This window comes from Kordia sp. (assembly GCF_965283645.1).
Classification (GTDB): Bacteria; Bacteroidota; Bacteroidia; order Flavobacteriales; family Flavobacteriaceae; genus Kordia.
Window position 1 is genome coordinate 3,326,295 of the sequence record NZ_CBDIPG010000001.1, and the last position, 24,180, is coordinate 3,350,474.

General features: G+C 33.7%; 22 protein-coding genes. 10 read left to right on the forward strand and 12 right to left on the reverse strand.

Features of this window, described 5'->3' with window-relative positions:
• Window positions 1-55 precede the first annotated feature (55 nt).
• A complete protein-coding gene (locus ACQ654_RS14655) occupies window positions 56-1,477 on the reverse strand; it encodes a T9SS type A sorting domain-containing protein (RefSeq protein ID WP_430411089.1) in 1,422 nt (473 codons plus the stop codon).
• Window positions 1,478-1,673: 196 nt separating this feature from the next.
• On the opposite strand from ACQ654_RS14655, the gene ACQ654_RS14660 reads away from it, so the two are divergent.
• A complete protein-coding gene (locus ACQ654_RS14660) occupies window positions 1,674-2,579 on the forward strand; it encodes an IS982 family transposase (protein WP_430409813.1) in 906 nt (301 codons plus the stop codon).
• Here the strand turns inward: ACQ654_RS14660 and ACQ654_RS14665 are convergent.
• The 4 genes from ACQ654_RS14665 to ACQ654_RS14680 all read right to left on the reverse strand — a co-directional run bounded on the left by ACQ654_RS14665 (window position 2,576) and on the right by ACQ654_RS14680 (window position 6,239).
• Window positions 2,576-2,800, reverse strand: coding sequence for a hypothetical protein (locus tag ACQ654_RS14665; RefSeq protein ID WP_430411090.1), 225 nt, complete (start codon window positions 2,798-2,800; stop codon window positions 2,576-2,578). The two genes, ACQ654_RS14660 and ACQ654_RS14665, sit on opposite strands and share 4 nt — an antisense overlap.
• 102 nt (window positions 2,801-2,902) lie before the next feature.
• The gene (locus tag ACQ654_RS14670; protein WP_430411091.1) at window positions 2,903-3,676 is read right to left on the reverse strand and encodes a LytR/AlgR family response regulator transcription factor; all 774 of its coding nucleotides are present in this window, start codon (window positions 3,674-3,676) and stop codon (window positions 2,903-2,905) included.
• Complete coding sequence (locus tag ACQ654_RS14675) at window positions 3,669-5,642, reverse strand: tetratricopeptide repeat-containing sensor histidine kinase (RefSeq protein ID WP_430411092.1); 1,974 nt, start codon at window positions 5,640-5,642, stop codon at window positions 3,669-3,671. Before ACQ654_RS14675 ends, ACQ654_RS14670 begins: the two co-directional genes overlap by 8 nt.
• 6 nt (window positions 5,643-5,648) lie before the next feature.
• Window positions 5,649-6,239 (reverse strand): carboxymuconolactone decarboxylase family protein, encoded by a 591-nt coding sequence (locus ACQ654_RS14680; RefSeq protein WP_430411093.1) that lies wholly within the window; start codon window positions 6,237-6,239, stop codon window positions 5,649-5,651.
• A 216-nt stretch (window positions 6,240-6,455) separates the two neighbouring features.
• Between ACQ654_RS14680 and ACQ654_RS14685 the strand changes: the two genes are divergently transcribed.
• From ACQ654_RS14685 to ACQ654_RS14710, 6 genes are all read left to right on the forward strand, one after another.
• Window positions 6,456-6,878 carry an OsmC family protein gene (locus ACQ654_RS14685; protein ID WP_430411094.1) on the forward strand — a complete coding sequence of 141 codons (423 nt, stop codon included), beginning with the start codon at window positions 6,456-6,458 and terminating at the stop codon, window positions 6,876-6,878.
• A 144-nt stretch (window positions 6,879-7,022) separates the two neighbouring features.
• A complete protein-coding gene (gene recJ / locus ACQ654_RS14690) occupies window positions 7,023-8,711 on the forward strand; it encodes a single-stranded-DNA-specific exonuclease RecJ (RefSeq protein WP_430411095.1) in 1,689 nt (562 codons plus the stop codon).
• A gap of 140 nt (window positions 8,712-8,851) precedes the next feature.
• Window positions 8,852-9,958 carry an OmpA family protein gene (locus tag ACQ654_RS14695; RefSeq protein WP_430411096.1) on the forward strand — a complete coding sequence of 369 codons (1,107 nt, stop codon included), beginning with the start codon at window positions 8,852-8,854 and terminating at the stop codon, window positions 9,956-9,958.
• 146 nt (window positions 9,959-10,104) lie between these two features.
• Window positions 10,105-12,162 carry a glycoside hydrolase family 97 protein gene (locus ACQ654_RS14700; protein ID WP_430411097.1) on the forward strand — a complete coding sequence of 686 codons (2,058 nt, stop codon included), beginning with the start codon at window positions 10,105-10,107 and terminating at the stop codon, window positions 12,160-12,162.
• Between the two features lie 79 nt (window positions 12,163-12,241).
• Complete coding sequence (locus ACQ654_RS14705; protein WP_430411098.1) at window positions 12,242-13,510, forward strand: MFS transporter; 1,269 nt, start codon at window positions 12,242-12,244, stop codon at window positions 13,508-13,510.
• A 72-nt stretch (window positions 13,511-13,582) separates the two neighbouring features.
• The gene (locus ACQ654_RS14710; protein WP_430411099.1) at window positions 13,583-13,936 is read left to right on the forward strand and encodes a DUF6686 family protein; all 354 of its coding nucleotides are present in this window, start codon (window positions 13,583-13,585) and stop codon (window positions 13,934-13,936) included.
• A 220-nt stretch (window positions 13,937-14,156) separates the two neighbouring features.
• Here the strand turns inward: ACQ654_RS14710 and ACQ654_RS14715 are convergent, their stop codons facing one another.
• On the reverse strand, window positions 14,157-14,921 hold the full coding sequence (locus ACQ654_RS14715) for a UDP-2,3-diacylglucosamine diphosphatase (RefSeq protein ID WP_430411100.1): 765 nt from the start codon (window positions 14,919-14,921) through the stop codon (window positions 14,157-14,159).
• 202 nt (window positions 14,922-15,123) lie between these two features.
• Here ACQ654_RS14715 and ACQ654_RS14720 point away from each other — a divergent pair, with 202 nt between their 5' ends.
• Window positions 15,124-15,312 carry a hypothetical protein gene (locus ACQ654_RS14720; protein ID WP_430411101.1) on the forward strand — a complete coding sequence of 63 codons (189 nt, stop codon included), beginning with the start codon at window positions 15,124-15,126 and terminating at the stop codon, window positions 15,310-15,312.
• 100 nt (window positions 15,313-15,412) lie between these two features.
• Here ACQ654_RS14720 and ACQ654_RS14725 read toward each other — a convergent pair whose 3' ends face one another.
• The 4 genes from ACQ654_RS14725 to ACQ654_RS14740 form a co-directional block, all read right to left on the reverse strand.
• Window positions 15,413-15,862 carry a 6-pyruvoyl trahydropterin synthase family protein gene (locus ACQ654_RS14725; RefSeq protein WP_430411102.1) on the reverse strand — a complete coding sequence of 150 codons (450 nt, stop codon included), beginning with the start codon at window positions 15,860-15,862 and terminating at the stop codon, window positions 15,413-15,415.
• Between the two features lie 269 nt (window positions 15,863-16,131).
• Complete coding sequence (locus ACQ654_RS14730; protein ID WP_430411103.1) at window positions 16,132-16,899, reverse strand: enoyl-CoA hydratase/isomerase family protein; 768 nt, start codon at window positions 16,897-16,899, stop codon at window positions 16,132-16,134.
• A 341-nt stretch (window positions 16,900-17,240) separates the two neighbouring features.
• Window positions 17,241-18,572: an MATE family efflux transporter gene (locus ACQ654_RS14735; protein WP_430411104.1), complete on the reverse strand. Its 1,332-nt coding sequence runs from the start codon at window positions 18,570-18,572 to the stop codon at window positions 17,241-17,243.
• The gene (locus tag ACQ654_RS14740) at window positions 18,569-19,078 is read right to left on the reverse strand and encodes a GNAT family N-acetyltransferase (RefSeq protein ID WP_430411105.1); all 510 of its coding nucleotides are present in this window, start codon (window positions 19,076-19,078) and stop codon (window positions 18,569-18,571) included. Before ACQ654_RS14740 ends, ACQ654_RS14735 begins: the two co-directional genes overlap by 4 nt.
• Window positions 19,079-19,178: 100 nt before the next feature.
• Here ACQ654_RS14740 and ACQ654_RS14745 point away from each other — a divergent pair, with 100 nt between their 5' ends.
• Both ACQ654_RS14745 and ACQ654_RS14750 read left to right on the forward strand, forming a co-directional pair.
• The gene (locus ACQ654_RS14745) at window positions 19,179-19,973 is read left to right on the forward strand and encodes a universal stress protein (RefSeq protein ID WP_430411106.1); all 795 of its coding nucleotides are present in this window, start codon (window positions 19,179-19,181) and stop codon (window positions 19,971-19,973) included.
• A 138-nt stretch (window positions 19,974-20,111) separates the two neighbouring features.
• Window positions 20,112-20,291 (forward strand): hypothetical protein, encoded by a 180-nt coding sequence (locus ACQ654_RS14750; RefSeq protein WP_430411107.1) that lies wholly within the window; start codon window positions 20,112-20,114, stop codon window positions 20,289-20,291.
• Window positions 20,292-20,554: 263 nt separating this feature from the next.
• Here ACQ654_RS14750 and ACQ654_RS14755 read toward each other — a convergent pair whose 3' ends face one another.
• Together ACQ654_RS14755 and ACQ654_RS14760 are read right to left on the reverse strand one after the other, a co-directional pair.
• Complete coding sequence (locus tag ACQ654_RS14755) at window positions 20,555-21,403, reverse strand: alpha/beta hydrolase family protein (RefSeq protein WP_430411108.1); 849 nt, start codon at window positions 21,401-21,403, stop codon at window positions 20,555-20,557.
• A gap of 2 nt (window positions 21,404-21,405) precedes the next feature.
• On the reverse strand, window positions 21,406-24,171 hold the full coding sequence (locus ACQ654_RS14760; RefSeq protein WP_430411109.1) for a PD-(D/E)XK nuclease family protein: 2,766 nt from the start codon (window positions 24,169-24,171) through the stop codon (window positions 21,406-21,408).
• Window positions 24,172-24,180: the final 9 nt, after the last annotated feature.

Here is a 24,180-nt window from a genome sequence, read left to right on the forward strand (position 1 = left end):
ATATAAATACCTTAAGGGCAATAAATTCATAGTATATAAACCTTAAACTATGATTTTAAATTTTGATTATTTTTTTGTGAATGTTCCCTTGTGCGGTGTTAATTGTTACATAATACATTCCTGATGGCAAATTTGAAATATCAATCGTTTTTTGATGGGCATATTCCATGACCTTTCGAGCATTTACATCATATACTTCAACATGGTTGATTTGAATTTCAGTTTGAATAGTGAAGCTGTTTTTAGTTGGATTGGGCACTACCGATAAGCTCTTTTCTGACAAGAATACGTCTTCTATGTCCAATGTGTTTAGTGAATTTTTAGTGATGAATGAACTCCGATTGCTCGAAACAATGTTTTGTGTAGTGGACGAAACATCTGCGTCAATTGTTCCAGAGAAATCTCCTGTAAAGTACAGATTTGTACCCGAAATAAGAACAGACGACATTCTGTCTGTGGTACTGTTGCCAAATGTATAGGTGTTTTCGTAAGTTCCATCTTGCAGGTAATGAACAAAATAACCATCTAAATCTCCGCTGGTTGTTCGCGTATCACTACCGCTGGTGGAGTTGAATTCAAAGGTGTCATTATAGCTTCCTGAAAGGTAAATATTGTTTTGATCAACGGCTATGTTACTTGCATATGCAGAAGTATATCGAGAATTTCCATAAATTAATCGTCCCCATTGTATCGTTCCAGATAAGTCAAATTTCATTAAAAATGTTTTTGTCGATTTGTAAAACGCACCTAATGCGAAAGATTGTCCTCTAATACGAATATAAAATGCAGAACCTGATGCTGTTGGTGCAAAATGATTTCCTGAAAACCCAGAAATGTAAATTCCATTTGCGTCAATAAAAATATTGGTAAGTCCTTCATCCATCTCTTCAGAACCTATAGATCGTACCCAAACTCCTGAAAGTGAGCTATTCATTTTCATTAAAAACCCATACGCACTATTAAAATTTAAATTATCAGGATGTCTAACTTCTAGTCCGTATACATTGGTCATCCAATAATTTAATGCTTGTCCTACAATATAGATGTCATTGTTATAGATTTTTAAATCTCTAATGACAATAGCATCATTTTCAAAGGTGTATGCTAACCGATTGTAATTGGTGTCAAACTTCCATACAAATGGTTGTCTTCCTGCAGGTCTTGTTTCATTGTAAAATGTCAGCAAATTTCCAGAAGCATCCAATATTTGATATCCAAGATTGCTACTAGATGAAGCATTCAACTCTCCAAACATGTAAATTGAATCGGTATTGTCTAAAATAGCACCTTGCAGTGTAAGATCGTTTCCATTAGCTATAAAACGTCCGTTATAACTCCATTGTAATGTTCCGTTTGTGGTGTAATAAAACACCAATTTAACGTTTCCTGAAAAGGCAGTTATCACGAGGTTTCCAGCATCATTTACCGATAACTTTCGAACCGTAACAGCAGAAAAATTATTGTAAACAGTTTGCACTTCTTTTGCCCAAAGTAAATTTAAATTACTATCATATTTAGCGATAAAAGCTTGATTGAGATTATTACCACTTCCATCACTTGCGGTTATATTTAACGTGAGTTCGACTTAAGAAGATGTTTTAATTGTTTGTAAAATAGAGAAGGAATCATTAACTTAATATTCTGAATAACAAGCTAATAATAAGAACTTCTCTATGATTACTGACAATAAAATTATTGAAATATTTTGTCTTTTAGACGATTTTAGTAAAGAATATAACGATTTGGTTACCAAAAACAGTCTTCTTGACCCAAATAAAAAGAAAATACGCAAAAGAAAGCGTAAAATGTCTGATGCAGAAGTAATGACTATTTTAGTTATTTTTCATTTCAAATCTTACCGAAATCTGAAGCACTTCTATATAAATCATGTGTGTAAACATATGCGTAATGAGTTCCCCGATTGTGTTTCATACAATCGTTTTGTTGAACTTCAAAAAAAAGTAGTTCAACCACTAGGAGTATTTATGAAAATGCATTGTTTGGGTAGTTGTACTGGCATTTCATTTATAGATTCTACTACGTTGAAATCCTGTCACTATAAAAGAGAAAAGCAACATAAAGTGTTTGCTGGTTTAGCTCAAAAAAGTTACGGAACCTTAGGTTGGTTTTATGGATTTAAATTACATCTTGTCTGTAACGATAAAGGTGAACTAGTCGAGTTTATGCTTACTCCAGGGAATGTGGATGATAGAAAACCTCTTAGAAACAAATCATTCAATGATAAAATATTTGGTAAAATTTATGGAGACAAAGGCTATCTCGGAAAAGATTTATTTGAAAAATTATTTGTAGATGGAATTCATTTAATAACAAAAGTGAGAAAGAATATGAAGAAAAAAGCAATGGATTTTATGGATAAAGTACTATTAAGAAAAAGAGCTGTAATTGAATCTGTAAATGACATCTTAAAAAATGTATGTTATATTGAGCATACAAGACATAGGTCGGTAGATAATTTTATATCAAACTTGGTCTGTGGATTAATAGCATATAGTTTTATACCTAAAAAACCATCTATCAAAATTACTAATATGCTCCCAAATATTGGAATAAGTTAAGTCGAACTCACGTTATTTACGGTATTTGTAGTGCTCGGATCAAAATCGACAGTTCCTCTAAATTCGCCTGTAACGTAGATGTTTCCAGAGATATCGGTTTCAGAATCTTTAATTGTAATTTGTAAATCAGATTCCAATTGTGTTGCGTTGTCCAATGCCCATTGCGCTTTTGCTTGTATCGCAAAGAGAAATAAAAGCAGGATAAAGTATTTTGTTTTCATCATAAATGTGTTTAAGGTTTATGATGGTAAAAGAAGTGGAAGTGTATAAAACGAGTGCTAAATTGTTTCCGAGTGCTGTAAATTTATTTCCGAATGAATTTTTTAAGAAGAGAAACCAAGTTTGCGTTCTACAATTTCTTTATAACTCTTACTTACTGGAAGTTGCGTGTTCGTATCTACAGATAGTTGATGTTCTTTTTTAGAATACGAAACAACATAATCTAGGTTTACAATCCAAGAACGATGTGTTCTGCAAAAGTTTTCGTTAACAATTAGCAATTCTTCAAAATAGCTCAGTTTTTTAGCGTACAAAAATGTTTTTTGAGGTTTATCACTTTTAATGTGAATAATACTGTACATACGATCCGCTTCAATGTATAAAACATCTTCAATATTGATAATGATATAATCACTTTTATACGGAATAGATAATTTCCGAATTGCTGGATGCGAATTGTTTTCTTGAAAAACGCTAATTCGTTCCATAAAATGCTGTGCTTCTTGTTTTAAAGCAACTTTTTCTACGGCACTTTTTAACAAATCAATTGCGATTGGTTTTAATAAATAATCAATTGCCGAAACCGAAAAAGCTCGAATGGCATGCTGATCATATGCAGTTACAAAAATAGTGTGAAAAGAAACTGTTTCGAAAGAATTAAACAATTCAAACCCTGATTTATAGGGCATTTCTATGTCTAAAAACACGAGTTCTGGCGTTGTTTCTTCAATTAAAATAACAGCTTCATCTACATGAAATGCTTCCCCAACAATTTGTACAGTTGGACAATATTGTTGTAGTAAATACCGCAAATTTTCATGTGCGCTCAACTCATCATCTACAATAATTGCGCGTATTATAGTAGCTTGTTTATTCATCGAGAAACGGAATTTTTATAATAACGCGAGTGCCTTCTACAGTAGTGTCATTCAGAATATCTTCATACACAAAACCCAAATCCATTTTATAATATTCTTTAAACAACTCAAATCGTTTTGCAATGGCGCTTGTGGCAAAAGATTTGTGCGAAGTGTGCTTCGATTTTAGTTCTTCGGAAGCTTTGCGTCCAATACCATTATCTTCTACAATACACGTTAAAAGTGTGCTTTGTTCAAAACGAATGATTAACTTTTTTGCTCCTGTTGAATGCATGAGTCCGTGTTTAATAGCATTCTCGACAAATGGCTGAATAATCATAGCCGGAATTTTAATATCTTCAATGTTTTCTGCGCCCAAAATCTCATACGTAAAATCTGCACTAAACCGAAGCTCTTCCAGTTGTAAATAAGTGTCAAGCAATTGCAATTCTTGATCAAAATACACAAAATTCTTTTCGCTCATATTTAAGTTTTCTCGAATAAGTGCAGCAAATTTTGTGAGATATGAATACGCTTCATCTCGATCTCCTTTTAAAATTAATGATTGAATAGAATTCATAGCATTAAACATAAAATGAGGATTCATTTGTGCTTTTAACGCTTTTAATTCACTATTGCGATACAACTTTTCTAACTCCAACTTTTTGTTTGCTTGATGCAATTCTAAGGCAATAATCTGTTGTTTCTTTTTCGCTTTAAAGAAGATAATATATAAACTTAAAGAAACCAGAATTAAACCTGCAATCGTAATTCCATAAAAAAGATAGTTTTTGTTTGTTGCAGCATTAATCTGCGCAATTTCTTTTTCTTTTAGTGCATTTTTAGTGCGCAATTCGTTTTTTTCAACTTCATACTTTACTTCGATTTCAGAAACTGCTTTCTGTTGTTCCAATCCAAGAATACTGTCTTTTAAACGGTGTAATTTTTTAGAAACTTCAAACGCTTTTTCAAACCGATTCGATTGTACATAAAGTTCAGAAAGCATGCTATAATTATGTTCTAACGAATAGCTATTTTTTGTAGATTGAAGCAACGCATTCGCTTTCAATAAATGATATTCTGCTTGTGTAAAATTTCCTAGTTTGGTAAAAACATTTCCGATATTATTATGACTTTTAATAATACCTGATGGTTTTTTTAATGCTTCAAATAATTGCAATGCTTTTGTGAAATATGCTTTTGCTTTGGTAAAATCGTTGTTTTGTTCGTGCAAAGCACCAATATTAATATAGGTATTTGCCAAACTACTTTTTCTGTTCGACCCTTTTAGAAACTTCTCTGATTTTTCAGCATAAAAAAGTGCAGAATCTAGTTTTTTAATTTTCGTGTAAGAAGCAGACAAGTTGGTATAAGCCGCATTTACAATACTTTTATTTTTATATGATAACGAATCGTTTAAAACCTGTCTGTAAATAGTAATTCCTTTCTCATATTCTTTAATAGACGTGTATAATGCGCCCAAATTTATTTTTCCAACAATAGCATTTAACTGCATTCTTGGAGATTTTCGCTTTTCATAAAAAGCAATTCCATCTACAAAAAACTGTATGGCGTTTTCATAACTACCTTGCGCTTTTTTCAGGTTTCCCATACTATAAGAAACACCATGAAAATTGATAGAATCTTGAATTGATAAAAAAAGCGTGCGTGATTTTTCATAATAAAAGAGCGCAGAATCTAAGTTTCCTTTATTCTTATAATACAACCCTAATTCTTTAAAAAAAATCCCTTGATTTTGAGGTCTAGCTAGTTTCTCAGACAATGTAAGTCCTTGCGAAATATACTTAAAATGTTGTTCGGCACTACTGCGTCTGTATTGCACCATAATCTTCTGAAGCAACGCTATTTTTAACGTATCAACAGTGGTTTGTTGTAGTTCATTTTGAAGACTGTCCAATTGTTTTTGTGCATACAAATTGGGTATGCACAAAACAACTAGGATGATAATTTTCAATACAGATTTCATAAAAACTTACACGTGTTTTCCTTTTTCCCAACCGTGTTTTCCTAAATATTGATCTCCACTTTCTACAGCGCCTTCTTCAATAGAAGTTCCCATACTGTCGTTCCAACGGTTTAAGTATCCAAACAATGAAATAACACCTAACATTTCTACAATTTCACCTTCGTTCCAGTGTTTGTATAATTCTGCTTTAATGTCTTCATTCACAGCATTAGGAATGATAGAAGCTGCTAATGAAAAATCTAATGCGGCACGTTCAGCATCCGAAAATGCAGGATGTGTTTTATATTCCCAAATATTATCTAACTGTTCTTGCTCTGCTCCATAACGTTCGGCGGCTCTAATAGCGTGTGCTTGGCAATAACGACAACCTGTTGCGTTACTACTTACCCAAGCAATCATTCGTTTTAAAGCAGACGTTACACGACCTTCATTTGCCATTACGGCTTTATTTAAGTTGATAAATGCTTTTGAAATGGCGGGTCTGCGTTGCATTGTCAAAACAGAGTTTGGGCAAAACCCAAGTGTTTCATTAAAAAATTCTGCTAATTCTTTGGTTTCCGAATCATGATCAGGATTCAATGGCGTTACTAATGGCATAATCGTATATTTTTAAATTAATTACTTGTATTTTTGAATTCTGTAATCGTTTTTAATTACAGCATACGAATTTAAGCAAATAAAAATAGTAAATAAACTAAAGATTCCGCTTTTCAGCAGGATTAGTTCAACGTACAATTTTGAATGCACTTTAGATACTGAATCAAGTTCAGCAAAAGCTTCTCAAAATTGAGTTTCACTAAAAAACCTTCAAATATGGCACATAAAATAACGACACAATGGAAAGGAAATATGTTGTTCGAATCGGACAATCCAACTGGACAAACACTCTTAATGGACACTTCACCTGAAAATGGTGGAAATAACGAAGGATTAGGTCCAAAAGCAATGATGTTATCGTCGTTGGCTGGTTGTTCTGGTTTGGATGTGGTTTCTATTATGAATAAAATGAAAGTTACAGTTGACGAATTTAAAATGGAAGTTGCTGGCGAACTCACAGACGAACATCCAAAATATTACCATACTGTAACGGTTGAATATCATTTTTATGGTAACGATTTAGAAGAAAAAAAGATTCAAAAAGCAGTAGATTTATCTGTTGAGAAATATTGTGGTGTGATGGAAATGTTCCGTCGTTTTGCAAAAGTGGAAACCAATACGTATTTTCACAGTTCTTAATTCGTAGTATAATTTTCCTCAGTTAGTTTAGAAAAAACATCACACATTTTGATTCTCGCACATTGAGCGAAGCCGAAATGTAAGGAATAATACTTCTTGAAACTTAATAAACACTAAAGAAGTAACCAGTTAATTATACACACCATGCGTTGGACATTAAAACCAAAACCAGAAGCACACAAAATAAAACACTTAATGGAAGTGTTGCAAGTAAATGAAGTAGTAGCAACACTTTTATTGCAACGTGGAATAGAAACCTATGAAGACGCCAAAACCTTTTTTCGTCCTTCATTAAAAGATATTCACGATCCGTTTTTAATGAAAGATATGGAGCTCGCTGTCGCGCGAATTGACAAAGCAATCACCAATGATGAAAATATTATGGTGTATGGCGATTATGATGTGGACGGAACAACTTCGGTGGCGTTGGTTTCTTCGTATCTAAAAACGATTTACCCAAACGTAGCAACCTACATTCCAGATCGATATGAAGAAGGATATGGATTGTCATTTCAAGGAATTGATTATGCGGAAGACAATGATATTTCATTAATAATTACGCTCGATTGTGGAATAAAAGCCATTGATAAAGTTGAATATGCTTCCGAAAAACAAATAGACATCATCATTTGCGATCATCACCGACCTGGAAACGAATTGCCAAAAGCAGTCGCGGTTTTAGATCCGAAACGAAATGATTGCAACTATCCATATGACGAATTGTGCGGTTGCGGAGTTGGTTTCAAATTAATTCAAGCATTAAGTTCCAAAAGAGGTCAAACAGTAACAGATTTATTTCCATATTTAGATTTAGTGGCGACGGCAATTGCGGCAGATATTGTTCCAGTAACAGGAGAAAATAGAACCTTGGCACATTTTGGAATGCAAGTCATCAACTCGGCACCAAGAGCTGGAATCAAAGCGATCATCAATCAACTAAAAAAAGATGTATTAACCATTACAGATGTCGTTTTTGTCATTGCACCACGAATAAATGCAGCTGGAAGAATCAGTCAAGGATTGCATGCTGTTGAATTATTGACGGAAGAAAACTTAGACATTGCCACACAATATGCGGCTTCCATTGAAGCGTTCAACATGGAACGCCGTGAATTGGATCAAGAAATTACCAAAGAAGCATTTCAACAAATAGAAAAATTAGAAGAGCAAGAACGTTTTACAACGGTTGTGTACGATGAAAAGTGGCACAAAGGCGTTATTGGAATTGTCGCTTCCCGATTGATAGAAACCTATTATCGTCCAACGTTGGTATTTACCAAAAGTGGCGAAAAACTAGCCGCTTCTGCGCGATCTGTAAAAGGTTTTGATGTGTACAATGCTTTAGAACAATGCAAAGAACATATTACGCAATTTGGCGGACATAAATATGCAGCAGGATTAACGTTGAAAGAAGAAAACTATCAAGCATTTAAAGATGCGTTTGAAGAAGTAGTAAAAAGTACCATTGATAAAAATTTGTTGACGCCAGAAATTCTAATCGATAAAGAAATCACCCTCAAAGAAATCACCCCAAAATTCTATAGAATCTTAAAGCAGTTTTCACCATTTGGTCCGCAAAACATGAGCCCAATTTTTATGAGTACACAATTAAAGGACACAGGTTGGGCAAAATGTGTCGGCGCTGAAAAAGATCATATACGCTTGAATGCTGTTCAAAAACGCTCAAAACCAATTGCTGGAATCGGATTCAATTTAGGAGACAAACTTCCAATGATTCAAAACAAACAGCTTTTTGATGCTGTGTATTCTGTAGATGAAAATATATGGAACGGAAATGTAACCTTACAATTGCGACTTAGAGATATTAAGTAGTATATAATTATCTTCTAACAATCTCTTGCGCTTTCGTAGTCATTCTGAACTTGATTCAGAATCTCAATTACGTATGGTGAAACCCTGAATCAAGTTTAAGGCGATAAATACTAAGTTCATTTTAACAACGTTTAATTGAAATGAAAACCATCGTCCAACTGTTTATTCTTCTTGCATCATCAATCCTGTTTTCACAAAATTTAGTGCTGAATCCAAGTTTTGAAGACTGTTCACATTGCGAACGATCGATGGGACAATTTGACAAAAATGTAACCAATTGGAGTACGCCAAATGGCGGAACAACAGATTATTTCAATTATAAAGGCAAAAAAAGCTACAATCATTACAACGGTTATCAGAAATCACGAACGGGAATTGCGCATGCGGGAATTTATGTGTTTACAGATAAAAATTATCGAGAATACGTTCAAGGAACACTAAAACAAACACTTGAAAAAGGGAAGAAATACACGGTTACTTTTTATGTGAGTTTAGCTGAAAAATCTACAAAAGCCACTACAGATATAAACATTCTATTTACAGAAGAAAAACTGATAAAATGTTATCGTTACAACTATTGTGAGAAACAAATTAGACCTAAAAAAGCAACCGATAAAAAGTACAAGAAAGTTGAAATTAACACCGAACGTTACTATCAGGAAAAACTTGGTTGGACAGAAATCACCTTTGTGTATGAAGCTTCAGGTTTTGAAAATTATTTTTCGATTGGAAACTTCAATTCAAATTGGAAAACGAATAAAATACAAATGCAACGCGCACAAGAATACGAGTTTGCCTATTACTACATAGATGATATTTCTATTGAATCGTTAGAGAAAAAAATAATACAGGAAGAAGCTGAAAATGAAGTAGATATAGCAATTGAAGAAACACTTGAAGAAGCTGAAATTTACACATTCAAAAATGTACTTTTCGAATTTGACAAAGCAATTTTAGTAGAAACATCAGTTAAAGAACTTGATGAACTCTATGCATATTTAGAAAAAAGACCATTGTTAACCGTCGAAATTTACGGACATACAGACGCTATCGGAACTTTAAAAAGAAATAAAGAACTGTCTTTTGAACGTGCAAAAGCAGTAGCTGACTATCTAGTTTTAAAAGGGTTAAACGTTTCGCGAATCAATTGGTTCGGCTTTGGAAGTACAAAACCGCTAATGCCAAATGATACCGAAGCGCAACGAAAGAAAAACAGACGCGTAGAATTCAAATTAAGTTCACAATAATATATTTTTAACTTCTTCATTTATAGCTAAAATTTAAACTAGGCTATAACTTATCAACACGAAAACGGTTTCGTAATTTTTTTTACACTGAAAACAGTACTTTTAAAAAGAAATCAATCGTAATAACCATGAAAACCGTTTTTAAAATGTTCCTTTTAGTAGGAATTTGTTGTGTATATTCTTGTGCAAAAGAAGTGAAAAATGTTACTATTTCTTCTCCAAATGAAGAACTGAATGTTGCTTTTTTCTTATTACACGATGGAACTCCATGTTACAAAGTGCTTCACAATACCAAAACCGTCATTGATACTTCTACTTTAGGTTTCGAATTGAAAGCTGTTTCTCCGTTAGATAGAAATTTTAAAATACTAAAAACAACTACAAATTCGGTTGATGAAACGTGGAATATGCCTTGGGGCGAACAAGAAAATGTACGAAATCAGTATAACGAACTCAAAATTGAACTTCAAGAAAAAGAGGCATTACAACGAAAGTTGAATCTTGTCTTTAAAGTATATGATGATGGAATTGGGTTTCGCTATGAATTTCCTGAACAAGAACACTTAAAAGAAGTAATCATTACCGATGAAAACACTGAATTTCAATTGACTGGCGATCATACTTCTTGGTGGATTCCTGGCGATTGGGATATTTATGAACACTTATATACAACATCAAAAATTTCTAAAATTGATGCGTTAAGCAAAGCAAATCATGGAAGTTTAGCACAAACCTATATTCCTGAAAATGCTGTAAACACACCATTTACCATGCGAACAGCAGACGGTTTGCACATCAGTATTCATGAAGCGGCATTGCTCGATTATTCAGGTATGACGTTAAAAGTAGATACAGAAAACTTATCATTACAAAGCGAATTGGTAGGTTCGGAACGTACAACATATAAAGTAAAACGAACCACGCCATTTACAACTCCTTGGCGAACGATTCAAATTACAGAAAAAGCAACAGAATTAATTGATTCTAAACTAATTGTAAACTTAAATGAACCTTCTAAAATTGAGGATATTTCTTGGTTCAAACCAATGAAATACACAGGGATTTGGTGGGAAATGCACTTAGGAAAATCCTCTTGGGACAAAGCGGCTGGGAAACATGGAGCAACTACCGAAAACGCAAAAGCATTCATAGACTTTTCAGCTAAAAACAATATCGGCGGCGTGTTGATTGAAGGTTGGAATACAGGTTGGGAACATTGGATTGGATTTGAAGATCGTGAAGGAGTTTTTGATTTTATCACTCCATACGACGATTATGATTTAGAAGAAGTTGTGCGTTATGCCAACGAAAAAGGTGTAGAAATTATTATGCATCACGAAACTTCTGCGGCAATTGGAACGTATGATAAACAAATGGATAAAGCATACAAACTCATGCAAGATTTAGGAATTCATTCGGTAAAATCGGGCTATGTTGGAAAAATTATCCCGAAAGGAGAATATCATCACGGACAATGGATGGTAAACCATTACAACAATGCAGTTATGAAAGCAGTTGATTATGAAGTTGCCGTGAATGCGCATGAGCCAATTAAAGCAACAGGTTTGCGCAGAACGTATCCAAATATTATTTCGCGTGAAGGTTTGCGTGGACAAGAATTTAATGCTTGGGCGGCCGATGGCGGAAATCCATCAGAACACTTACCAATTGTAGCATTTACCCGAATGTTAGCTGGCCCGGTAGATTATACACCAGGAATTTTTAATATAAAATTGACTCCGTACAAAGAGAACAATCAAGTAAATACAACCATTTCGCAACAATTAGCATTATACGTGGTGATTTACAGTCCAATACAAATGGCGGCAGATTTGATAGAAAATTATGAAGGAAATCCTGCATTGCAATTCATCAAAGATGTTGGTGTCGATTGGAAACAGACGAAAGTATTGAATGGTGAAGTTGGTGATTTTGTTACGATTGCTCGTGAAGAACGCAATACAGGAAACTGGTTTTTAGGAAGCATTACGGATGAAAATTCACGTGAATTAAACGTTTCGTTAGATTTTCTAGCACCAAATACAACCTACACAGCAACCATTTATAAAGATGCTGCAGACGCACATTGGAATGATAATCCGACGGCAATTACTATTGAAACGATGGAAGTAACTTCCGAAAACACAGTAAAATTAAAACTTGCCGCTGGTGGCGGAACAGCAATCAGTTTTATCAAAAAATAAATTTACAAAACATAGAATACTTTACATTCGTGTGAAGGATTGTTTTTTATAGCTTATTTTTGAAAGGAAATTAAACTACGTGCAAAAACAAGATCCATACGCCGCATTGCGATTTAAAGAATTCAACATCTTTTTATTAGTCAGATTTTTTCTAGTATTTGCATGGTCTATGCAGTTTATTGTGATCGAATGGGAAGTATATTCCATTACCAAAGATCCTTGGTCTTTGGGTTTAATTGGTTTAATGGAAGTCATTCCAGCAGTTTCCATGGCATTATTTGCAGGACACATTGTAGATCAGCGTGAAAAACGAACGTTGCTATCAACCTGTATTGCATTTTTCTCAATAATTAGTTTTGCATTATTTCTATTAACATCACCTGAAATTACTGCCGAATGGTCACAAAATTCTGTCTTGTACAGTATTTATGCGCTGGTCTTTTTTGGTGGTTTTTTACGTTCGTTTTTTGGACCAACCATCTTTTCACTGATCGCGTTAATTGTTCCGAAAAAAATATATCCTAATGCGGCTACCTGGAGTAGTTCAACATGGCAAACGGCTACGATTTTAGGGCCAGCTTTCGCTGGATTTACCATCAATTGGATTGGCGTTCATTGGTCGTTATGTATCATTTTTGCATTGGTTACCTTATCGTTTATGATCCTTTTCTTAATTCCGAAGAAACCAATATTGAATCCAAAAATTGGAGAAAATGTATGGAAAAGTTTAGGAGAAGGAATTGATTTTGTACGCAATGAAAAAGCTGTTTTGGGTGCGCTTACGCTAGATATGATTGCCGTTTTGTTTGGTGGCGCAGTAGCTTTATTACCAATATTTGCACAAGATATCTTAAAAGTCGGGTCAGAAGGTTTTGGAATGTTGCGTGCCGCGCCAGCAGTTGGAGCGGTATTAACAATGTTGATTACGGCATATATTCCCATTAGTAAAAAAGCTGGACTCAAGTTATTAGGTGCGATTTTCGGATTTGGAATTTGTATCATCATCTTTGGACTCTCAACAATATTCTGGGTTTCATTAGTTGCGCTCTTCTTTAGTGGTGTATTTGATGGTGTTTCCATGGTTATCCGTCAAACTATTTTACAACTAAAAACACCTGATGAAATGCGTGGACGTGTTGCTTCGGTAAACTCAATGTTTGTAGGTTCGTCCAACGAATTGGGTGCGTTTGAAAGCGGTTTAACAGCAAAACTCATGGGAACAGTTACCGCAGTGGTTTTTGGCGGAACAATGACGTTAATAACTGTGATTACAACTGGATTGGTTTCACCGTCATTTAGAAACTTAGATTTAACAAAAGATGTGGAAGCGCATCAAGAAGAATCTTAACATAAATTCAATCTAAATTTATTTAGACTAATTATAAATAATTGTATATTTGATTTTTCAAATGCAAAAATCATGAGCGATATACATAAAATTTATCACAACGATATTGGAATTTCTTTTCAGTGGAAGCAAGATGTACAAAAAAACAATCCGAAGTTTCAAGTTATTTTTAGAGATACAGGCTTTTATTTGACAATTGAAGAGATTGAAAAATTTTCCAAGTTTGTAACACAAGCTGTCAATCGTGGTTGTTGTAAGGATTGCAAAGCAAAAAACAATTGCCGTTCTATTCTATTAAAAACGCCTGCAAAAACCGTCGATTTAGCCGTTTCCGAAAAGGAATTAGAAACTATTTCTGATTTGATGAAAGGAACATTATTTCAAATAAAACTCGATGATTATTTGAATGATGTATGTCGGAATTAATTTGTTGGACTTCTTCGGTTTTTAGAACTTTTCTTATGATGTTAACTATTGACTCTTTAATACGTCATTACGAGGAAATATGATGAAGTAATCTTCTAGTTTGAAGGTGAATAGCTTCACTTTGCTTGCTGTGACGGTTTGAGAAACAGCGTTAACCTTAAGTATAAAAAAAAGTTCTAAAAGGCAAAGCCGAATCTAATAGCAAAGCAATCTAAGAAGTCTAAAAATCCAATTCATATTTCTTCAGCGAAAGCGTTTTTCCGTCAAATTCAGCATACGTGTAATACTGAATCCAATCTCCTAAGTTTACATATTTACTTTGCTCATTGAGGTCAATTTCTAACGGTAAGTGACGATGTCCAAATATAAAATAATTGTAGTGTTTGGTTTCTAGCTTTCGTTTGCAATATTGTACCAACCACTCGTTTTCTTCTCCTAAAAATGTGGCATCATCATCACCAGAAATTAGTTTGTTTTTGACAGATAAATATTGTGCAATTCGCACACCAATATCAGGATGCAACCAACGAAAACACCATTTGAAGAAAGGATTGGTAAACACTTTTTTCATGCGTTTGTAACCTTTGTCTCCAGGACCTAATCCGTCACCGTGACCAATAAAAAAAGTAGTATTGTTAAATGTGAATTCTTTTGGTTTGTGATAAACAGGAATGTTAAGTTCTTTCTCAAAATAATCATCCATCCATAAATCGTGATTTCCCACAAAAAAATAAATTGGAATGCCTTTATCGCGCAATTCTGCAAGTTTCCCAAGCGTACGCACAAATCCTTTTGGAACAACCGTTTTGTATTCAAACCAAAAATCAAACAAATCTCCAAGAAGGAAAATAGCGGCTGCATCATGCTCAATTTCATTTAGCCAAGCAACAAATTTTTTTTCTCTTGGAAAACTAGTTTCCGCCGTTGGCGCGCCTAAGTGATTGTCAGAAGAGAAGTATATTTTTTTTCCTTCGGGAATGTTCATGGTGTAAATATAAGAATTCTGTTATTCTTGCAATTCACATTCAGCATTATTCAAATTAAAATTTAGTTTGATGAAAAATAGACCATGTATCAAATGGAATAAAATAGCAGTTTTCTATCGTTTAAATGTTAATTAAGGTATTACCGTAAACAGTTGAGGATTAGTTTTTATAATTTCTTATTTAAACAAAATATTTTATATCATGAAAAAAAGAAATTTAAAATCGCTAAAGCTGAACAAAAAGTCTGTTTCTAACCTTTCTTTATCCAATGTAAAAGGTGGACTTCCATATGTTACATTTGGAGTGCCTTGCAATACTGACGAATACTGGTGTCACTCAAATCTTTGGGCATGTCCAACATATCCTTTGGTTTGTGGACCAGAACTATAAATTATAGTAAAACAGCGAACCTTGGTTCGCTGTTTTTATGCTTTTCAATAAATATTAGTGTCAATGTGAGATACTCAATCAAGTTCAATACTTCGTTGCGCTAGTTATCACTTGCAAACCATTCTGCGCAAGACGAATCGGTTTCTTGTAAACGCAATGAAAATAGTTGAATATTTTCTGGAAGTCTATTTTTTATTTTTGCCGCAAAATCAATCACCATATTTTCGCTCGTTGGTTGATAATCTGCTAATATTACATTGTGTCCTTCACTACGCATTACTAAAGCTAACGATTTGTGTGGCGTATTTTGGTTAAATACAATGGCATGATCAAATACATCAACAACTTCTTCTTTTACAATCTTTTTCAGATCGCTAAAGTCAATTACCATTCCCCATTTTACATTGGTATTGTCTGTAATAGGTGTTCCAATTACGGTTACCGAAAGTTTATAACTGTGTCCGTGTACGTTTTTACATTTCCCGTCATAGCCATATAAAGCATGACCAGTTTCAAAATTAAATTGCTTTGTGATGCGAATTTTGCTCATTTTCATTTTCAATTAATGCGCAAAGATAGGGTATTTTAGCTTTTTTAATTCCTGTGTAGGCAGGAATCTACAATCTTGTCTTAAAAATCTAAAAATTAGGCTTTTCTGTTTAATTAAACATTAAATTTCGTTGAACATAATGTGTGTTTGGTATTGAAAAATTGAAAGATTGAAGGATTTTGTCATGAATTCAGGAATGTTTTTCTGAAGTTTTGAATAACAAATTCAATACGCTAACAATCTAAGTTAGTCCAAGAAGTCTAACGAATCTAATTTTTAAACTTCGCTAATGCCTTTTTAGTAAAGTCTGATAAAACGAGTGTTCCTGAAAGTTCAGCACGTTCGGCTAAAAGTTTGTCCCAGTTTTCGGTGTCTTCCCACAATATTTTTTTCATGCCAGCCAATGCATCCGGATTGTACGAAGCGAGTTTTGCTGCAAAAATTTCGAGTTCTTTGTCGAGTTCTTGTTGGGTTTCAAATACTTTGGCAAACAACCCTTTTTCTTTTGCCCAATAGGCAGTTTTCCATTCGCTTGGCGCGAGACTTAACTCTGAGAAACCAGCTTTTCCAATTCGGTTTTGAACCGCAGGCGCAATGACAAACGGACCAATTCCAATAGTTAATTCTGAAAGTTTTATAGAAGCCGCTTCTGTTGCAAAAGCGTAATCACAGGCAGAAATTAACCCAACACCGCCACCAACAGCTTTTCCTTGTACACGACCAACAATTAACTTTCCGCATGTCCGCATGGCGTTGATTACGTTGGCAAAACCACTGAAAAATGTTTTTCCATCTTCCAAGTTATCAATAGCGACCAATTCATCAAAAGAAGCGCCAGCACAAAATGCACGATCGCCTTCACTTTTAAGAATAATTACATTAACAGTATCATTTTCTGCTAAAGAATGCAACTCTTTCGTTAATCGATCTAAGAGTTCGCTTGGAAAAGAATTACTTGCAGGATGTCCAAATTCTATCGTTGCAATATTGTTTTGAATATTTGTGTAGAGACTTCCGTTGGTTCTGGTTGTGGTCATGATGATGAGGTTTTGTGTGCTACAAAAGTAGGCTATTTGTTCATTTTTTTATAAAAATAATTTCAAAGAGTATTCTTGAAATTCTTAAGCAAGTTTTTGATAAAGAAGATAATTTTTTTACTTCTAATTTTCATTTTCTTTGCTCGCACAAAGAAAACGAAACAAAAGAAAGTGCGCCTTTTTCAGAGGTATTTTTAGCCGAAAAGGCTAAAACCACAACTATTTTTCTAAATTTTTTCCAAGGCTTCAAAAATTCTTAACGAAAAATAATTGTTATACTTCGGAAAAGGATAGGTTTCAAAGTACATTTTGAGAAAGTAGACCTAACAGTCTAAATAAGTTTATTTTCTAATCTTAGGAATGAATTCTTTTCGGAATACAAATATTAAAGGAAATCCGCGTGCTACAATCCAAAGTGTGAAGGCAATCCAAACTGCGTAGAGTTTTAAATTTAAATAGTCAAGAATAAGAATGGTTGGAATAAACACCAGAAATGTAGCTACTAATAATACGTTCCGTAAGGTTGCCATTTTCCCCAACCCTTTGAAGATTCCGTCAAATACAAAAGCGATTGCACAAAGTGGTTGCATGGCAAGAATTAAACCAAAAATGGTATAAAATTCATCTAAAACGGCTTGTTCTTTTGTAAATAATCGTCCAATAGGATAATATAATATTCCGCCAATAATTAGCATTCCAACACCAACAATAATGGCATATTTGGTCAACTTTGTACTGAGTTTTACGAGTTCTTCATAGTTTTTTTCTCCATAAAGTTTTCCAGATAAAATGTTTCCAGCACTGGAATATCCGTCAATAAAAAACGCACCAAAGAACCAAATATTTAACAGTATTGTATATGCCGCACTATATTTTGCACCATAGGCCGCCGCAAACGAAGTTCCAAAGTATAAAGCAACATTGAGTGCAATAGTTCTGATAATTAGATTCAGAATCATGATTGCCATTTTGGGTAATTCTTTGTGTAATGGTAAGTGTATTTTTAGTGGAATTTGTGTTTTTTTCAACAGAAATATAACCGCTAATATTGCCATAATTAGTTGCGAAAGTAAACTCGCATAGGCCGCACCATCAACATACATAGCCGGAATGTAACCTTTTACACCATATACAAATGCAATGTCTAACACAACATTTAGTAATGCGCCAGTAATGGCAATTATCATTGGTATAAGTGTGTTTTGCAAACCTCTAAATATACCAAAAATGGCAAAGGTTAAGAGTGTAAACGGCAATCCAAAAATTCGAATTCGGTAATACGAACTACTGTACTCTAAAATGATGCCTTTTGCGTTGTAAAAGTTGAGAATGTGTTCCGCAAACGGATAGGTAATAAGTATTAATATAAAACTAATAGCTAAAATGATAGCAATAGCTTGTGCTGGCAACGTTTTGATTTCGTCTAGCTTGTTGGCACCTAAATATTGTGAAATTAACGCAGAAATTGCACTTCGTGTTTGTCCAAAAACCCACACTAACATCGAAATAAATGCACCTGCAATTCCGACAGCACTTAAGGCTTCGGTAGCATTTACGTCAATATTTCCAACAATAGCGGTGTCGGTAATTGATAACAAAGGTTCGGCAATTCCGGCAATGAGTGCAGGAACGGCGAGTTTATTAATGTCTGAGTTGGTTATCTGTGTTTTCAAAGGATGCGTTCGTAACAGTAAAAAGGATATACACTTTGTTTTGGAAAGTATATATTCTCTAATTTTTTATAACCGCGAAGTTCGTAAAACTTTTGATTTCTATGGTTCTTACTAAACGTATCTAATCTTATGGAACGATAATTATTTTCTATGGCATAGTTTTCTGCAAAGTCCATTAAGCATTGCGCGTATCCTTTTCCTTGGTGTTTTGGATCAACTGCCAACCGATGAATGTATAGGTTTGTACCATCTGGCGAAAGCCAATTAACAGTTTTATATTCTTCGTCCATTAGATTGGAAATCACCACACAACCGACAATTTCATTGATATACACTAACACATATAATTCGTTTCTATGAATATCATTTTCAAAAGCGGCACAATTGGGATAGTTTTCATTCCATTGAAATATATTATTCTTAATCATGTGTTTTGCGCATGCTTTGGTAATGTTGAGTAATGCGTCAATATCAGTTAAAGTTGCTGTGCGAATTTGTAAGCTCATAGCAGTTTGTGATGTAATTTGTAGTTTTTAAAGATATTTTAAAATAATGAAAAACGACCTTTGAATTAAAAAATGATTATTTTTGCAGAAATTTAAGATAATGAAAAATATATTAGTTCCTATCGGAGATTCTAGCAATGCGAAGAATACATTGCAGTATGCAATTGATTTTGCAACAGCTATTGACGCAAAAGTATTTGTGTTTAGAGCCTTTAAAGTGCTTTCGAAAGCAGGAACAATTTTGAATGTTGATGAAATTGTCGGACGTGAAACGGCAAGTAATGTAAAGGAAGTTGTAGCAAGTGTTGATTTGAAAAATGTAGATGTTTCTATTATTTCTGCAAAAGGAAACGTAGTTGATAGCATCAATTCTATTGATAAAGAATTGGGAATTGATTTGATTATTGTTGGTCCTCGAAGCAATTCTATTAAAGAAGAAGTATTTTTAGGAAGTACTACAGGAAGTATTATAAAGAAAACGAATATTTCGGTGTTGGTTGTGCCAGAAGGGTATGTTTTTAGACCAATTAAAAGAGTATTGACAGCAATAAAATCTGGAGTGATAAAACACAAAGATATTTTGGTGCCTTTAGAAAAAATCTTAGTTGCTTTTGATGCTAAAATGCGTTTGTTGCAAATTAAAACACTCGAATTTTTACCAGAAGATTTAGAGTTTCACTCTGAATTAGCCGCAATAACTTCAAGTTACAAGAGTTCTGAAAATGCAACGTTGTTTCAAGGTGTTTTAGAGCATTTGAATGAAAATAATCCTGATTTAATTTGTGTTTTTAGACGTAAACGTGGATTTTTCAAGAAATTGTGGGAACAAAGTTCTATAAAGAAAATAGATTTTGAAAGTCGTTTGCCTTTGTTAGTTTTAAAAGGAACAAACTAGAAAAACGATTGTATTCAATATATAAAGTCATTCAGCATCAGTTGAATGGCTTTTTTTGTAATATCTGATATTATGGGAATACCGTATAACTTCCATTAATAATTTTGTATTTTTAGATTGTAACTAAAATACTTTATTATGAAAAAAAGAACACTAAAGAGTTTACACTTAAACAAAAAAGTCATCAGTAATCTAAAGGTTGAAACTGTAAAAGGGCAACTGAGAAGAGGTTCGGACAATCCCGATTGTAGCGGTGATACAGCAATGGTATATACATGTCACCCAGAAACGTGTAATCCACAAGAACAAGAACGCTAAAGTATTAATTAAACTCTTTTATTATGCTAGAAAAATTAACACAATATGAAGTTCAGCACACTAATGAGATTAGTGGCGGACTCACTACGGTAGAATATATTATTATTTTGTAAACTTGGAAATAGGTTCTCTAAGAAATTAAATTTTCGTCAAACCGAACTTGATTCGGTTTCTCATTATCATTGAAAATCAATTGTATGAGATTCTGGATCAAGTCCAGAATGACGCTTTTAAAGCTTTTTAGAGAACTTTTTTATGCTTTTTTAGTTTGAAATAAAGTTGATAGTAGTTTGTACAACTTCCTGCAAATCTTTTGGTAATGTTGCATGTTCCCAAGGATGTCGCGCACCAAAAACATGATCGGCATGTTCAATAAGATACAATTTACTATTCGGACTCCATTGATGTACAAGTTTTGCTTCTTCTACGGAAACCGCAGGATCAGTTGTTCCATGAATGATTAAGTGCGGAATTTTTACATTTTTTGTTGCTCGCTCTATATCTAAACGTGTTTTATTTGCTTGAAAGTCTTCAAAAAACTGATAATAATGCGGCATTTCTTGCTTCGTTCGTCCATTAATTACATAATACACTCCTGAGTTTTTCCAATCGTCTAATTTTTCCCCTTTCGGGAAACGTGATGCGTAATCTGAAACGCCAGCCCAAGATATGACGTTGCTTATTTTAGAAGATTCTTCTGCTTTTATTGTAGCAATTCCGCCGCCACGTGAATGTCCAATAAGCGAAATATTGTGCAGTGTACATTCTCCACGAAAGTGGAAATCATCTTTTGATAAATGTAAAATGATATCTTCTAAATCGATTAATTCTTTGGTATAATTGTTTTCACCAAACGCTTTTAAATCTGGAAAATCAATTGGTTGTTCCATCGTTCCGCCATTGTGTGAGAAGTTGAATTTTACAAAAAAGTATCCAGCTGCTGCAAATGTTTCTGCAACTAAATCCCAAGCGCCCCAATCTTTAAAACCTTTATAACCATGACAAAAAACAACAATAGGCTTTTGTGTGTTGTCTTTCTTAAAAAAGTAATCGACAAGTATATCTTTTTCATGTTCACGCGTTAAAACGTTGTTTTTGAGCTTTTGTATCATGTTTAGACTTCTTTTTCGGTAAATGGAATGGTTTGATTGCAAATTTCAAAAATCAGTCGTTTGAGTTCTACTATAAAATCGTCCAACGTTTCCGAAGTTACCAATTGATTTTTGGTGCGACTTCCAGGTTTGTCTTTGGTCCCAAATTTTAGAAATCCGCTTTGTAAATTTTTAAACGAGATGATTCCTGCTTCCGTATCTTGCTGAAATGCCTGTTTTTGATAAATCATGTACGCATATGCTAAAACTTGAAAACTTTTGCTGAATTTGTAATCTTGCGTAAGCAAATCCCAATCAACAATTTCCACATCACTTTGCGATACTTTTCCAGTTTTGTAATCAATAATGCGCAACACGCCATCGAGTTCGTCCACACGATCTACTTTTCCACCAATATATACTGGAAAATCAAGTTCTGGAATGTCAATTTTAGCTTGTAATGTTTGCTCTATTTGTAGAATCCGTAAAGTTTTGCCTGTTTTTAAAGTTTGTAATTCTTGATTTAAAAAGTTGGTTACATAGCGTTTGGCAACATTAAAAATGATGAGGTTTTTTCCCCGATGAATATTTCCTTCACCATAGGTTTTTTTAAAGTTATCCGAAACCAATTGTTCAACGCTTGCAAACATTGCTTTGATGTCTTCCACAACTATAATTTTGCCTTCAAACGGTTTGTATAAAAGCTCTAAAGTATCATGCACAACCGTTCCAAGTGTGTTTGCGGCAACGGTTTCTTCTACAGCTTCGTATTCTTGAATTCCAAGAATTTTTTGATAGTAAAAGTCTATCGGATTTCGAATGTATGAAGTTAACGCAGAAGGCGAAAATCCTTTGTTTGCAATGTCTTTGATACGTTTTAGAATGTGTGCTTCTTTTTGAACTATTTGAAGTTTAGGTGTAATTTTTGGCACATTTGGAATAACTACATGTTGCGAAATCGTATGATTTGGCATTGCATAGGTTTCTAATTGCATTAAAAAACGACTTTTTTCGCCACCATTTAAGCCGTCAGCTTCTGTATTGTATAGTAAATAGACGTTTTCAGCTCTGTGCAATAGACGGTAGAAGTGATAGGTGTAAATTGCGTCTTTTTCTTTGTATGTTGGGAGATTGAATTGTTTTTTTAGATCGAACGGAATAAACGAATTGTTGCTTTTTCCTGATGGAAGAATTCCTTCATTTACGGATGAAAGAATCACGGTTTTGAAATCGAGCACACGTGTTTCTAACATTCCCATTAATTGCAAACCTTGAAGCGGTTCACCTTTAAAATCAAGTGTTTCTGTGCTAATTACTTCTTTATACAACGCCAATAACGACTTGATGTCTGTGATGTAATTGTGTTGTTTGGTCAATAATTGCAATTGATTGAATACTTCATTAAAACGATATAAATATTCTAGCGCGAGTAAATGTTTTTCGCGTTCATCAATTAGGCTAGTTTTTAATCGTCTAATAAGCGTAATACAGTTTTGAATTGCAGTTTTTGGCTTGTTATTCCAATAGGTAAATAAAATTGATGCAACATCTTGAATATCTTTCGGAAAGCGTTCTACAACTGTTTCCGTAGGTACATAAATAATATTATTTGATTGAATATAATGAATGATATCTGTTGCTACATTTTTATTTTTTTGCTGAAATAAAGGGCGCAAGTTGGTATCTGAAAGTACATTAATGACACTTTTATAGTAAAAAGCATTATTTCGATGATGTTCTTGTAAGATGTATAAATTATTGAACGTAGTTGCTAACGGGATGTCTTTTAGCGGAAAACCCATCGTAATATTGAGTTTTTCTATTTCCTTTGGCAACGAATTTAAACATGGAATTAGTAATTGTTCGTCCCCTAAAACGACTGCAACATCTTGTAAATTTTCATCATGTTGTTGTATTTTTTGAAGAATTTCGCCAATGTGTTTCGCTTGTGTTACATTTTTCGGCGCACCAATGATTTCAATATTCTTTTTATTAGAAAAATTATTGGCAATCCAAGAGAAAGCATTTTTCTTAAAATAATTCCAATCGTATCGATGACGTCGTAAAAACAAGCTTGCATCGTGTTCAGGATCTTCAAAAAAGATATGATCAGTATCCCATAAAATTTCTGCTAAACCAACTTCTAAAAATTCTTGAATAATTTTTTCTTCGGCAGTATTCAGTGCATTGAAACCAATGAAATAGTGTTTTTTGTTTTCGTTTTTCTGTAGATAAAATTCTAAACTATCAACTGCTTCTCGGTATACCAAACCTTGATAGGCAATTCCTTTTTGAGTTATTTTTTCGGTTAAGCCATCATAATATTCTTGGAGCTTGTTCCAAAAAGTTAAATAGTTTTTGACTAGAGTTGTGGGTTCTTTTTCTAACGACCAATGATTAATTTCTTGAATCGCACCTAAATAATTGAAGATATCCTTTTGCGGAATTAAATACCGATCAATTTCATTAAAATCTTGTAATAGTATTTGTGCCCATTTGGAAAAAGAATCAAAAGGCTCTTGCGCATCTTTTGGTGTAAGTTCTTTGTATACCGTGTAAAATTCAAAAAGTAATTCGGTATTACTTACGGAAGTATATCCTGAAATTTCTTCTACTAATTCTTCAATACTAAGAATTTCGGGAGCAAAAGAGGTTTTTTTAATTTGTTGTGAGAGTTCGTGTTTTAGGAAGACACCTGCTCTTTTGCTAGGTAATACCAAGGTAAGATTGCTAATGTTGGTATTATTTTCTAAAATGTAACTAACAACATGCGAAAGGAATGACTTCATGTTGTAAAA

Coding starts and splice junctions, on each gene's coding strand:
- ACQ654_RS14660 (WP_430409813.1), top strand. CDS start 1,674: ATGATTACTGACAATAAAATTATTGAAATATTTTGTCTTTTAGACGAT.
- ACQ654_RS14665 (WP_430411090.1), bottom strand. CDS start 2,800: ATGAAAACAAAATACTTTATCCTGCTTTTATTTCTCTTTGCGATACAA.
- ACQ654_RS14670 (WP_430411091.1), bottom strand. CDS start 3,676: ATGAATAAACAAGCTACTATAATACGCGCAATTATTGTAGATGATGAG.
- ACQ654_RS14675 (WP_430411092.1), bottom strand. CDS start 5,642: ATGAAATCTGTATTGAAAATTATCATCCTAGTTGTTTTGTGCATACCC.
- ACQ654_RS14680 (WP_430411093.1), bottom strand. CDS start 6,239: ATGCCATTAGTAACGCCATTGAATCCTGATCATGATTCGGAAACCAAA.
- ACQ654_RS14685 (WP_430411094.1), top strand. CDS start 6,456: ATGGCACATAAAATAACGACACAATGGAAAGGAAATATGTTGTTCGAA.
- recJ (WP_430411095.1), top strand. CDS start 7,023: ATGCGTTGGACATTAAAACCAAAACCAGAAGCACACAAAATAAAACAC.
- ACQ654_RS14695 (WP_430411096.1), top strand. CDS start 8,852: ATGAAAACCATCGTCCAACTGTTTATTCTTCTTGCATCATCAATCCTG.
- ACQ654_RS14700 (WP_430411097.1), top strand. CDS start 10,105: ATGTTCCTTTTAGTAGGAATTTGTTGTGTATATTCTTGTGCAAAAGAA.
- ACQ654_RS14710 (WP_430411099.1), top strand. CDS start 13,583: ATGAGCGATATACATAAAATTTATCACAACGATATTGGAATTTCTTTT.
- ACQ654_RS14715 (WP_430411100.1), bottom strand. CDS start 14,921: ATGAACATTCCCGAAGGAAAAAAAATATACTTCTCTTCTGACAATCAC.
- ACQ654_RS14720 (WP_430411101.1), top strand. CDS start 15,124: ATGAAAAAAAGAAATTTAAAATCGCTAAAGCTGAACAAAAAGTCTGTT.
- ACQ654_RS14725 (WP_430411102.1), bottom strand. CDS start 15,862: ATGAGCAAAATTCGCATCACAAAGCAATTTAATTTTGAAACTGGTCAT.
- ACQ654_RS14730 (WP_430411103.1), bottom strand. CDS start 16,899: ATGACCACAACCAGAACCAACGGAAGTCTCTACACAAATATTCAAAAC.
- ACQ654_RS14740 (WP_430411105.1), bottom strand. CDS start 19,078: ATGAGCTTACAAATTCGCACAGCAACTTTAACTGATATTGACGCATTA.
- ACQ654_RS14745 (WP_430411106.1), top strand. CDS start 19,179: ATGAAAAATATATTAGTTCCTATCGGAGATTCTAGCAATGCGAAGAAT.
- ACQ654_RS14750 (WP_430411107.1), top strand. CDS start 20,112: ATGAAAAAAAGAACACTAAAGAGTTTACACTTAAACAAAAAAGTCATC.
- ACQ654_RS14755 (WP_430411108.1), bottom strand. CDS start 21,403: ATGATACAAAAGCTCAAAAACAACGTTTTAACGCGTGAACATGAAAAA.
- ACQ654_RS14760 (WP_430411109.1), bottom strand. CDS start 24,171: ATGAAGTCATTCCTTTCGCATGTTGTTAGTTACATTTTAGAAAATAAT.